This is a genomic window from Nocardioides sp. NPDC057767 (assembly GCF_042798275.1).
In the GTDB taxonomy this organism is placed as follows: Bacteria; Actinomycetota; Actinomycetes; order Propionibacteriales; family Nocardioidaceae; genus Nocardioides.
In genome coordinates, this window is sequence record NZ_JBHVKJ010000006.1 from 46,031 (window position 1) to 57,699 (window position 11,669).

General features: G+C 69.5%; 9 protein-coding genes. All 9 read right to left on the reverse strand.

The annotated features are described in order from the left end of the window. Window positions 1–16: 16 nt before the first annotated feature. Complete coding sequence (locus ACFVDI_RS05195; RefSeq protein ID WP_350716065.1) at window positions 17–1,222, reverse strand: acetyl-CoA C-acetyltransferase; 1,206 nt, start codon at window positions 1,220–1,222, stop codon at window positions 17–19. A gap of 66 nt (window positions 1,223–1,288) precedes the next feature. Then, complete coding sequence (locus tag ACFVDI_RS05200; RefSeq protein WP_008357826.1) at window positions 1,289–1,975, reverse strand: TetR/AcrR family transcriptional regulator; 687 nt, start codon at window positions 1,973–1,975, stop codon at window positions 1,289–1,291. Then, on the reverse strand, window positions 1,963–3,819 hold the full coding sequence (locus ACFVDI_RS05205) for an acyclic terpene utilization AtuA family protein (RefSeq protein ID WP_350716063.1): 1,857 nt from the start codon (window positions 3,817–3,819) through the stop codon (window positions 1,963–1,965). Before ACFVDI_RS05205 ends, ACFVDI_RS05200 begins: the two co-directional genes overlap by 13 nt. Next, a complete protein-coding gene (locus tag ACFVDI_RS05210) occupies window positions 3,816–4,643 on the reverse strand; it encodes a TIGR03084 family metal-binding protein (RefSeq protein ID WP_350716062.1) in 828 nt (275 codons plus the stop codon). Before ACFVDI_RS05210 ends, ACFVDI_RS05205 begins: the two co-directional genes overlap by 4 nt. Further along, window positions 4,640–5,428 (reverse strand): enoyl-CoA hydratase-related protein, encoded by a 789-nt coding sequence (locus ACFVDI_RS05215; protein WP_350716060.1) that lies wholly within the window; start codon window positions 5,426–5,428, stop codon window positions 4,640–4,642. The genes ACFVDI_RS05210 and ACFVDI_RS05215 overlap by 4 nt, the downstream gene beginning before the upstream one ends. Then, on the reverse strand, window positions 5,421–7,427 hold the full coding sequence (locus ACFVDI_RS05220; RefSeq protein ID WP_350716059.1) for a biotin carboxylase N-terminal domain-containing protein: 2,007 nt from the start codon (window positions 7,425–7,427) through the stop codon (window positions 5,421–5,423). The genes ACFVDI_RS05215 and ACFVDI_RS05220 overlap by 8 nt, the downstream gene beginning before the upstream one ends. Before the next feature lie 10 nt (window positions 7,428–7,437). Then, the gene (locus ACFVDI_RS05225) at window positions 7,438–9,030 is read right to left on the reverse strand and encodes an acyl-CoA carboxylase subunit beta (RefSeq protein WP_008357837.1); all 1,593 of its coding nucleotides are present in this window, start codon (window positions 9,028–9,030) and stop codon (window positions 7,438–7,440) included. Continuing rightward, window positions 9,027–10,595, reverse strand: a complete 1,569-nt coding sequence (locus ACFVDI_RS05230) for an AMP-binding protein (protein ID WP_350716057.1) — start codon at window positions 10,593–10,595, stop codon at window positions 9,027–9,029. The genes ACFVDI_RS05225 and ACFVDI_RS05230 overlap by 4 nt, the downstream gene beginning before the upstream one ends. A gap of 30 nt (window positions 10,596–10,625) precedes the next feature. Beyond that, window positions 10,626–11,585 carry a nitronate monooxygenase gene (locus tag ACFVDI_RS05235; protein WP_350716055.1) on the reverse strand — a complete coding sequence of 320 codons (960 nt, stop codon included), beginning with the start codon at window positions 11,583–11,585 and terminating at the stop codon, window positions 10,626–10,628. Between the last annotated feature and the right edge of the window lie 84 nt (window positions 11,586–11,669).

The window sequence follows — 11,669 nt, forward strand, 5'->3', positions numbered from 1 at the left end:
TCGACTCGGACACGGTTCACAGGCGCTCGACGATCGTGGCGATGCCCATGCCGCCGCCGACGCACAGCGTGACGAGACCGCGCCGCAACCCGCGGCGCTCGAGCTCGTCGAGGATGGTGGAGACGAGCATCGCGCCGGTTGCCCCGAGCGGGTGGCCCATGGCGATGGCGCCGCCGTTGACGTTGACCTTCTCGTGCGGGATGTGCAGGTCACTCATCCACTTGAGCACCACCGAGGCGAAGGCCTCGTTGAGCTCGAAGAGGTCGATGTCGTCCAGGGTCAAGCCGGCCGTCGCCAGGACCTTCTCCGTCGCCGGGCGGGGGCCCGTCAGCATGATGGTCGGCTCCGAACTGGTGATCGCCGTCGCGACGATCCGGCCGCGGGGCTCCAGCCCCAAGTCCTTGCCTGCCTGCTCGTTGCCGACCAGGACCAGCGCGGCGCCGTCGACGATGCCGGAGGAGTTGCCCCCGGTGTGGACGTGGTCGATCCGCTCCACCCAGTGGTACTTCTGCAGCGCGACGGCGTCGAAGCCGAGCTTGCCGGGGCCTTCGAACGACGGCTTGAGAGTGCCAAGGCTCTCGACGGTGGAGCCGGGTCGGCGGTGCTCGTCCTGATCGAGGACGAGCACGCCGTTCTGGTCGACGACTGGGACGAGCGATCGCTTGAAGTAGCCGTTGGTCCAGGCGTTCTCGGCGCGCTGCTGGGACTCGGCGGCGTACGCATCGACGTCCTCGCGGCTGAAGCCCTCCATGGTGGCGATCAGGTCAGCGCCGATGCCCTGGGGCACGAAGTACTCGTCGTAGGTCGTGGTCGGATCATTGAACAGCGGCCCGCCGTCGGAGAGCATGGGCACGCGGGACATCGACTCGATCCCTCCGGCCAGCACGAGCCGGTCCCAGCCGGAGGCGACCTTCGCCGCGGCGAGGTTGGTCGCCTCGAGACCCGATGCGCAATAGCGGTTGACCTGAACGCCGGCGACGGTCTCGGAGAGCCCGGCCACCTGGGCGACGGCCTTGGGCAGGTCACCGCCCTGCTCACCGATCGGCGAGACGACGCCGAGGATCAGGTCGTCGATGTAGGAGGAGTCGAGACCTGGCAGTCGGTCCCGCAGCTCGTTGACGAGACCGACCCCGAGGTCGACAGGCTTGGTGGCATTGAGCGCGCCACGCTTGACCTTGCCTCGTGGTGTGCGGATGGCCTCATAGATGAAAGCAGTGCTCATTAGGGATCTCCTGAGTTGCCGGAACGGTGGCCGGCGCGAGGTTGGGCCCCGATGGGGCCGGGCGAGTCAGTTCGAGGGTGCGGAGGTCAGCACGGCCAGTGCTGATGCCCCGAGCAGAGCCCGCAGACGGGGCTCAGGCAGGCCGGCGGAGTGCTGCAGGGTCGACTGGATGGCGCCGATCGCGCAGTGCACGATCGCTCGCGCCGAGGTGTCGTCCAGGTCGGGTCGCAGCTCGAGGAGCAGGTGGACCCACTCCTCCAGGTAGAGGCGCTGCTTGCGGCGCAGGCCGCGACGGTCGTCATCGGGCAAGTTGGCGATCTCGCGGAAGTAGACCTGGGCGACCTCGCGCTGTCCGACGACGAAGTCGATCTGGCCCTCGATCAGCTGGGTGAGTGCGTGCAAGGGGTCGGCGCCGTGGTCGGCGGCCAGCTGCTGTCCCTGCGCCAGGAGACCGTCGATGACGGACTCGAACATCGCCACCAGCACGGCGTTCTTGCTGCCGTAGTGGCGGTAGATCGCCGATGCCGTGATCCCGACCGCCGACCCGATGTCCTCCATGGAGACGGCGTGGTAGCCGTTGGTCGCCATGAGGTCCGCCGCCGCGGCGAGGATGCGCTGCTTGCGGGCAGGGTCCCGGGTGCGTGGACCTCGCCGTGGTCCAGGCGCGGTCTCGGGGCTCGGCACGCCATGCAGCGTACGCCTCGGGTCGAGCGGGTCGGCGCCACGCCACTCGCTCGCTGCTACTCCGGCCATGGTGCTCCTCCTCCTGGTCGTTGTGGTTCCTCTTGCTCGGCACGGGCGGTGACGAATGCCTCGGGAATGTCGGTGAGCCTCGAGCGGACGTACTCGCCCAGACCTTTGGCCTGCGGATCTGGCCTGGTGGCGTCGGCGACCCCGTTGCCCAGCAGACCGACCACGACGAAGTTGAGCGCACGCAGGTTGGGCAGCTCGTAGCGATGCACGGGGAGGGAGTCGGCCTCGGGAAGCAGTCGACGGAACTCGTCGATGCTCAGGTGCGCCTCGAGCCAGGCGTACTCCTCGTCGGTGCGTACCCAGATGCCGACGTTGGCATTGCCGCCCTTGTCCCCCGAGCGAGCTCCGGCGACGGCGCCGAGCGGTGCTCTGACCGTCGCCGCGGCGGGACCGGTCCGCCCCGTCTGCGCGCTCGGCCCGCCCGCGGCCGAAGGCCGTGGTGAGTACGACTCCGGCGTGGACGGGGACGGCGGAGCCGCGTGCGGGATCTCGGCGACGGGACCATCGGCGAGGTGCAGGGTCTGGGTCACGGTCTCGGCCGGTAGCAGCGCGGGCCAGTAGACGCCGAACTCGGTGGCGTCGGTGGGCGGTGTCGTGGCATGGAATCCGGCATACCCGCCGAGGAAGAGCTCCATGACCGCGTTGGAGAACCTGCGTCCGACGACGTCGCGATCGTGGCTCTTGACCGTGATGCGGAGGTGTGCCTGCGCCTCCGCGTTCGTCGGTGCGTCGGGCCTGTCGGATCGGATCAGCCGCACGTCGACCTCGTCGTACTGCTCCTTGCCCCCCAGGATGTCGAAGAGCATCACCTCGGCCGCCGCTGCCTTGGCCTCGACGTCGAGCCCGGTGATGACCAAGGTCATCGAGTTGCGGTATCCGCCGACGTAGTTGAGGGCGACCTTGAGCAGTCCCGACGGGGCGGCGCCCTTCGTCCCGCTCATCAGCACTCGGTCGGGTGCTTCCTGGCTCAGACGCACGGTGTCGAAGCGAGCCACGACGTCCGGGTTGGGGTAGTCCGGGCCGGCGATCTCGTAGAGCAGCTGCGCGGTCACGGTTCCCACCGAGACCACTCCCCCGGTATCTGGGTGCTTGGTGATGACGGCAGAGCCGTCGGCGGCGACCTCGGCGATCGGGTATCCGGGGTAGCCGGGCGAGACGATCTCCTCGGGCCATGGGTAGTTGCCGCCCGTGGCCTGCGGACCGCACTCGATCACGTGCCCCGCCGCGACGGCTCCCGCGATGGCGTCGTAGTCGTCCGGGCTCCAGCCGTGCCACCAGGCCGCCGGTCCGACGACGAGCGAGGCGTCGGTGACCCGCGGGCACACCACGATGTCTGCCCCTGCGCGGAGCGCCCCGGTGATCCCCCAGCCGCCCAGGTAGGCGTTGGCGGTCGCCGGGCGGACACCGGCGTCGGCCAACGACCGTCCGGTGTCCAGATGCTTGAGGTCGTGCCCCGCGGCCAGGAGCTCCCCGACACGGGCCGAGAGGTCGTCTCCCTCGAGCCAGGCGATCCTGGGGGCCAGGCCGAGCCTCTCGGCAAGGTCACCGAGCTTCCCCGCGAGACCCGCCGGATTCAGGCCGCCGGCGTTCGTGACGATGCGTACGCCACGGTCCAACGCCCCTCCCAGGACCTCCTCCATCTGCGCCAGGAAAGTGCGGGCGTATCCGGCCGTCGGATCCTTCCTTCGTGCCTTCCACAGAATGAGCATCGTGAGCTCAGCGAGGTAGTCGCCGGTCACGACGTCGAGAGGTCCCTCGGTGACCATCTCCCGCATCGCGGCCGCACGGTCGCCATAGAAGCCGGACGCGTTCCCGATCCGCACAGGGCGCTTGGGCGCGGTCATCGTGCCACCCCCTGGGTGGCGAGGTGGCCTGCCGGTCTGGGGTCGGTGGGTCGCCCGGCGAACGCCTGGGCGACCTGCATCCATGCCTGTGCAGCGGGACCACTGACTGTGAGCCCCGTGTCGAGGACGTTGCGCCGCTGGGTGACCACGAGGCAGAAGTCGAGGGCCGAGCCGACGACGACGTCGTCCGCGCCCTCAGGACCCCAGGCCCATTCGCTCCCGTCCGGCCCCGCGAGCTCGACCCTCACCGGCGCCGTCGGAACGTCGCGGCCGTGCAGCTGGAAGCTGAAGGCGTACGTGCGTACTCCGATGTCGGCGATGTGCCGCAGCCGCGGCGTCGACACCGGCGGGATGCCGAAGCTGTCCCGCACGTCCTGGCCGTGGGCCCAGGTCTCCATCAGGCGACCGGTCGCAGACGACAGCACGCCCATGTCCGGGCCGTACCAGGGCAGTCGCATCGAAGGGTCGGCGGCGTCGTAGGCCTCGAGCAGCTCGGCCCGCGATCGCCGCAGCCAGTCCAGGCACTGATCCGGCGCCAGCGAGCCGGCCCGCTCGGCCACGACGTCCGGGAATCTCGGCCCCAGCGCGAGGAGCTCCTCGCGCTGAGCGAGGAAGCCCGCCCGGTCGCGCAGGGCGAGGACCGTGGCATCGTCGAAGAACGCCAGGTGAGTGACCTGATCGCGGACGGTCCAACCTTCCGCCGGCGTGTCCCGCCCCCAGTCCTCCTCGTCGAGACCCCGGAGCGTCTCGAGCAGAGTGTCCCCCTCGGCCTTGAGGTCGGCACAGATTCCTGCCAATGCGGCTGCCTTGTCCGACATCGTCATCGTCCCTCCCACTGTGGGGCTCGCTTTTCTCGGAACGCGCGGGGCCCTTCCTGCGCGTCGCGGCTGAGGTAGACCGGCTCCCAGATGCGCTCGGCGCGCTCGTACGCCTCCGAGAGCGGCAGCTCGGCGACCAGGCGGGCGGTCTGCTTGCCGGCCTGCACCGAGAGCGGAGCGTTCTCGGCGATCCGCCGGGCGAGCGCCTGCACGAAGTCATGCAGGTCGGCATCGGGGACCACATGGTTGACCAGACCCAGCCGCTCGGCCCTCGCCGCGTCGACGAGGTCGCCGGTCAGCAGGATCTCCATGGCAGCCCGGGGCGGGATGAGCCACGGCAGTGGCGCCGCCCACGGCGCACCGCGCCCCACCTTGACCTCGGTGATGCCGAACCTCGCCGACTCCCCCGCCACGCACAGGTCGCAGTTCTGCGCCAGCAGGAAGCCTCCGGCGAGGGCGAGACCGTTCACCGCGGCGATCGTCGGCTTCAAGACCGGTATGGTGCGGCCGAACTGCGGTACGAAGTCGACCGGCGGCACTTGGAGGGCGGTCTCGGCCATCTCCTTCAAGTCCCCGCCGGCGCAGAACGCCGATCCCTCTCCGGTCAGTACCAGGACCTTGGCCTCCTCGTCGGAGTTGAACCGCTTCACGGCGGCGTGCAGGCCGTCCCGGACCCGCTTGTTGAGCGCGTTGCGCGCCTCGGGTCGGTCCATCCGCACCCACGCGACGCCGTCTTCGAGCTCGTAGCGGACCTGTCCGTCGACCGACTCGGAGCTGATGATCTCAGTCACCCTCGGCCTCCTTCACGACCGCGAGCAGGGTGCCCTGGTCGACGGTGTCGCCCGCGGCCACCTTGACCTCGGCCACGACGCCGCCCTGCGGGGCCCGGACGGCGTGCTCCATCTTCATCGCCTCGAGGACGACGAGGACCTCGCCGGTCTCGACGGCGGCACCTGCCTCGACCTCGACCCGGACCACGGTGCCGGGCATCGGCGCCAGCAACGACCCAGCCGCTGCCTCGTCGGCGGCGTCCGGGAAGCGGGGCAGTTCGATGAAGTGGCTTGCGCCCAGGCGAGAGTCCGCGAAGCGCTCGTCACCGGCTCGCGCGACCAGCACGCGGTGGCGGGTGCCATCGACGACGAGGTCGACCTGGTCGCGGCTGCACGAGTGCAGCACCACGTTCCCCAGAGGCACGCCGGCGACGGTGACGTCGGCCGATGAGCCCGTGATCCGGTACGACACCGAGAGCTCCGCGTCCTGATCGCCGGCCGAGGCGGGCGCATAGGAGGCCCACTGCGGAGCGTTCGGTACGTTGCGCCAACCCGACGGAAGGCCGGGCAGCTCCGCCACGGCCGCGCGGCGAGCCGCCTGGTCGGCCAACGCCACCGCGGCGGCGTGGATCTGGTCGCGATGCGGGTCAGCGGCCATCAGGTCGGCCGCAGAGTGCCGCTCGAGATAGCCCGTGTCGATCTGGCCTGCGAGGAACTCCTCTTCACGCAAGACGCCGACCAGCAGGTCCCGGTTGGTCACCACACCGTGGACGCGTGCCTCCGAGAGCGCCCGCGACAGCAGGCGAGCGGCCTCGGAGCGGGTGGCTCCGTACGCGATGACCTTGGCGAGCATCGGGTCGTAGTGGACGCTCACCTGGCTTCCCGAGCGGACCCCCGAGTCGACCCGGAGCCCGGGAAGCTGCGGCACCTCGAAGAGGTGCAGGTCGCCGGTGGCGGGCAGGTAGCCGGCCGCAACGTCCTCGGCATAGAGTCGCGCCTCGATCGCATGGCCGCTGAGTCGCGCCTCGGTCACGCTGCGCGGCAACGGCTCACCCTCGGCAACGGCGATCTGCAGCTTGACCAGGTCGAGCCCGGTGACGAGCTCGGTGACCGGGTGCTCCACCTGGAGTCGGGTGTTGACCTCCAGGAAGTAGAACTCACCGCTGGGGTCCATCACGAACTCGACGGTGCCTGCCCCGACATACCCGATCGCCTTCGCCGCGGCCACCGCGGCCGCACCGAGCTCCGAACGGAGCTCCTCGTCGACGACGGGAGACGGTGCCTCCTCGATGATCTTCTGGTAGCGCCGCTGGATCGAGCACTCGCGCTCGAAGAGGTGCACGACCTGCCCCTGGGAGTCGGCGAAGACCTGCACCTCGATGTGCCGCGGCCGAATGACGAGGCGTTCGAGGAAGACCGCGCCGTTTCCGAAGGCGCTGACGGCCTCTCGTCTCGCCGCGGCCACGGTCGATTCGAGCTCGTCGGCCGACTCGACGATCCGCATGCCACGGCCGCCACCGCCGTACGCCGCCTTCACCAGCAGCGGGAAGCCGATATCGCCGGCGGCCCGCTCGGCGAGATCCGCGCCGAACTCCTGGTTCTCGTCGATCACGATCCCGGGGAGCACCGGGACACCGGCCTCCGCCATCAGCTGCTTGGCAGCGGTCTTCGAGCCCATCGCCCGAATCGCGGCCGGAGGTGGTCCGATGAAGGTGATGCCGGCCTCGGCACACGCCTCGGCGAAGTCGGCGTTCTCGGAGAGGAAGCCGTAGCCCGGGTGGACCGCGTCCGCGCCGACATGCCTCGCCGCCGCGATCACCAGGTCGGCCCGCAGGTACGTCTCCGCGGGTGAGGCGCCGAGAAGGGGAACCGCCTGGTCGGCGGCATGGACGAACGTGGCGTCGGCATCGGGCTCGGAGTAGACGGCGACCGTATCGACGTCACGCTCGCGCGCGGACCTGATCACCCGGGTGGCGATCTCGCCGCGGTTCGCGACGAGCAGTTTCTTGATCCTTGGCATCGGCCTGCTCCTACATCCGGAAGACGCCGAAGCCACGACGGCCCTCGACGCGCTGTGAATGGATCGCGGACAGCGCCACACCGAGGACGCTGCGGGTGTCGCGGGGGTCGATGACCCCGTCGTCGTAGATCCGTGCGCTGGTGAAGAACGAGTGCGACTCGTTCTCGATCTGCTCCTCGATCTCGTGGCGACGCTGCTCGTCGGCGGCCTCGTCGAAGGGACGGCCACTGGACTCGGCCGCCTGCCGACCGACGATGGAGAGCACTCCGGCAAGCTGCGCCGCGCCCATCACCGCGAGCCGTGCGCCCACCCAGGCGAACATCAGGCGCGGGTCGTAGGCACGACCCGACATCCCGTAGTTCCCCGCGCCGAACGATGCTCCGATGTTGATCGTGATGTGCGGGACGGTGGAGTTGGCGACTGCGTTGATCATCTTCGCGCCGTCCTTGATGATCCCGCCCTGCTCGTACGCCGTGCCCACCATGTAGCCGGTGGTGTTCTGCAGGAACAGCAGCGGCGTGTCGCTCTGGTTGGCGAGCAGGATGAACTCGGTCGCCTTCTTGGCCTCGTCGCTGAACAGGACGCCACGGTGGTTGGCCAGCACGCCGATCGGGAACCCGTGCACCGAGGCCCAGCCAGTCACCAGACTGGTCCCGTAGCGAGGTTTGTACTCGCTGAAGCGCGAGCCGTCCACGATCCGGGCGAGGATGTCGCGCGGGTCGACGGGGACCCGGAAGTCGGCCGGCATGATGCCGAGCAGCTCCTCGGCATCGTACTTCGGTGGGTCGGCCGGGAGGCTCGGACCTGGCCCGAGCTTGCGCCAGCCGAGGTCAGCCACGATCTGTCGGCCGATGCGGATCGCGTCGGGCTCGTCGACGGCGAACTGGTCGGAGACACCCGAGACCTCGGAGTGCATCCGGGCGCCGCCGAGGGACTCGTCGTCAGCGTCCTCGCCGGTCGCCATCTTGACCAGCGGCGGCCCGCCGAGGAAGACCTTGGCCTGGCCGTCGACGAAGACCGCGTAGTCGCACATCCCCGGCACGTAGGCGCCGCCTGCGGTCGAGTTGCCGAAGACCAGCGCGATGGTGGCGATGCCCTCGGCAGAGAGTTGGGTGAGCTTCTGGAAGATCTTGCCTGCGTCGACGAAGAGGTCGGACTGGGTGGGCAGGTCCGCACCGCCCGACTCGACGAGATAGACCACGGGAAGTCGGTTGATCCTGGCGATGTCGAGCGCACGCAGGTTCTTCTTGAGCGTGAACGGATTCATCGCGCCACCGCGGACCGTCGGGTCGTGGGCGATGATCACGCACTCGACGCCGGACACGACACCGATGCCGGTCAGGATGCTGGCCCCGACGGTGAACGCACTGCCCCATGCCGCCAGCGACGACAGCTCGAGGAAATGGGTGTCACGGTCCAGGAGCAGCTCGAGACGTTCGCGGACCAGCAGACGTCCACGCTTGTGGTGTCGCTCGGCATAGCGCTCTCCCCCGCCTTGTCGGACGAGGTCGAGCTGCTCGTCCAGCTCCGCGATGGCTGCCAGATGTGCGCGCCGGTTCTCGTCGAACGTGGGGTCGCCGGTGGTTGCTGTGGACGTCATCATCCGACCTGCCTGTCGCGTCCCGACCAGAAGGGCGCTCGGAGGGTCTTCTTGTCCAGCTTTCCGGCCGGGTTGACAGGAAGGCTGTCGAGGAAGTCGATGGTCTTCGGCGCGGACACGCTGCCGAGCTCCTTCTTGACGACTGACATCAGCTCCTCGGGGGCAGCCTCGGCTCCCTGCCTGAGCACGACGAAGGCGTGGACCGCCTCACCCCACTTCGGGTGCGGTACGCCGATCACGGCCGTCTGCGCGACCGCGGGGTGGGTGAGCAACGCGTCCTCGACCTGCCGCGGGAACACGTTGAACCCGCCGCTGATGACCATGTCCTTCTTACGGTCGACGATGTAGAGGTAGCCGTCGTCGTCGAGGTAGCCGAGGTCGCCGGTGTGAACCCACCCGTCCCGTAGGGCCTCGGCGTTGCGGGACGCGTCGACGTACCCGAGCATCTGGCCGAGCTGCTTGGAGCAGATCTCGCCGACCTCGCCGGCCGGAAGCGGAGTGTCGTTCACGTCCTGGATGCTGACCCCGACGTACGGGATCGGCCGGCCGGCCGACGCCAGCCTCCGGACCGCCTCGTCGCTGTCGACGCGATGGTCCTCCTTGCGCAGCACCGAGATGTAGCCCGGCTCGGTGCCGGCATAGGTCTGGACGAAGATCGGGCCGAAGGCGTCAAGTGCCTCCTTGAGCCGGTCGGGAGCGATCGGGGCGCCGGCGTACACCGCGGTGCGCAGGCTCGACAGATCGGCCTCGGCCCGGCGCGGGTGGTCGAGCAACAGGTAGACGATCGTCGGAACCAGGGCCGTCGCGGTCACCTGATACTTCTCGATCGAGCTGAGCAGCACATCGACGTCGAGACCGGGGAGCATCACGTTGGTGCCCCCACGGATGAACGTCGGCATCACGAAGACCTGGGTGAAGTGCGTCAGCGGGGCGCCGTGCGCGAAGATCTCACCCGGCCGGGTGTCTCCGATCTCCAGGCCGGCGGTGATGCTGTAGTGCGCCCAGGTGAAGTGCGAGTTCACGACGCCCTTCGGGTCGCCCGTGCTGCCCGAGGTGAACAGGACGTACGCCTCGTCGTGCTCCTGCACGACGACGTCCGGAGGTGTCGCCGGCTGCGCCGCGGTCATCTCGCCGAGATCGACCGACCCCGCGGGCCCGCCCTCTGCTGCGCTGGGAGCCACCCTGATCAGCTTCTTGAGCCCCGGCAGGCTGCCGGCGAGCTCTTCGGCGACCGAGTCGAAGTCGGAGTGATAGATCAGCGTCGTAGCGTTGGTCTGCTCGAGGTTCGTTCGGTGCACGCTCGCCGCGGCACGCGTCGGCATCTGCACCAGCACCGCGCCGGCTTTCCAGACGCCGTGCTGCACCGGAATGAACTCCAGCGTGTTGGGCAGGAGCAGCCCGACCCGCTCGCCGCTCGCCACGCCCATCGAGCCGAGCCCGTTGGCGATGCGGTTCGCGAGCTCGTGCATCTCACGGTAGGTGAGTGACCGGTCGCCGTCCAGGATCGCGGTGCGCTCCGGGTAGCTCGCGCACACCCGGTCGAAGACTTCGGGAAGTGTTCCCCACATGATGTTTGACCTCCAGTTTCCGGTTCTGACTCAGTCGTTCTCGACTTGGGTGAATGCCGCCGCGAGCAGGCGCGACCGCGCCTCGCGCAGTTCGCGGTCAAGCAGCGCAACCAGCTCGGCCACGGGCAGCACACGATCGGTCCCCGAGACGGAGTGGCCCGCCGCCCACACCCCGCGTTGGGACAGGAGCCGGTCCACCGAGAAGCCCGCCTCGCTCTCGTGCCCGCCGCCCATGGCCGGATCCACACCTCGTAGCCACTCCGAGAGCACGTTGGCGGCGAGCCCGGTGACCTGCGTGGTCGTGGCGACGTCGTCCAGCGACGCTGCGACGACTCCGGCCCTGTACGCCGCGGGCGCGAGGCTCTCCGTGGTCGCGATGAAGCGAGTCCCGAGATAGGCCAGGTCGGCGCCGAGCACGCGCGCAGCCAGAATCCCGGCTCCGTCGCTCACCCCACCGGCGAGCACCACCATCCCGTTGAACTCGTCCCGTACAGCCCGGGTGAACGCGAACGCGTTGGCCCATCCCGTCTGCCCTCCGGCACCGGCGGTGAGCAGGACGACGCCGTCCACACCGGCATCGATCGCACGGCGCGCGTGGTGGATGCTCGCGACGTCAGCGAGAACCGTCACCCCGGCGTCATGGAGCGGGCCGACGATCGATCTGGGGGATCCGACGCTGGTGATCACGACCTCGACGCCGCCGCTCAGCACCGCACGCAGGTCGGAGTCGAGCCGGCTGTTCGTCGGGTGCACGACCAGGTTGACGGCGACCGGCGCGGCCTGGGTGCCAGTGCCCACGTGTGCGCGTCGCTCGTTGATCTCCGCGAGCCACCGCTCCAGCTCCGACGAGCTCGCCGCGTTGTGGCTCGGAAACGCGCCCACGACTCCGGCGCAGCACGCCTCGGCCACCAAGTCGGGCCCGGACACGTCGGTCATCGGGGCGGCGATGGCTGGGATGCGTAGGCGGTCGGTCCACTCGGTCAACGCCACTGTCGTTTCCTCTCAGCCTGTTGGCCACACTCTCCGAGGCCGCACCTGCGGCCCGTCATCGAACCTAGTGAGCGCTGTCACTAC

Coding starts and splice junctions, on each gene's coding strand:
- ACFVDI_RS05195 (WP_350716065.1), bottom strand. CDS start 1,222: ATGAGCACTGCTTTCATCTATGAGGCCATCCGCACACCACGAGGCAAG.
- ACFVDI_RS05200 (WP_008357826.1), bottom strand. CDS start 1,975: ATGGCCGGAGTAGCAGCGAGCGAGTGGCGTGGCGCCGACCCGCTCGAC.
- ACFVDI_RS05205 (WP_350716063.1), bottom strand. CDS start 3,819: ATGACCGCGCCCAAGCGCCCTGTGCGGATCGGGAACGCGTCCGGCTTC.
- ACFVDI_RS05210 (WP_350716062.1), bottom strand. CDS start 4,643: ATGACGATGTCGGACAAGGCAGCCGCATTGGCAGGAATCTGTGCCGAC.
- ACFVDI_RS05220 (WP_350716059.1), bottom strand. CDS start 7,427: ATGCCAAGGATCAAGAAACTGCTCGTCGCGAACCGCGGCGAGATCGCC.
- ACFVDI_RS05225 (WP_008357837.1), bottom strand. CDS start 9,030: ATGATGACGTCCACAGCAACCACCGGCGACCCCACGTTCGACGAGAAC.
- ACFVDI_RS05230 (WP_350716057.1), bottom strand. CDS start 10,595: ATGTGGGGAACACTTCCCGAAGTCTTCGACCGGGTGTGCGCGAGCTAC.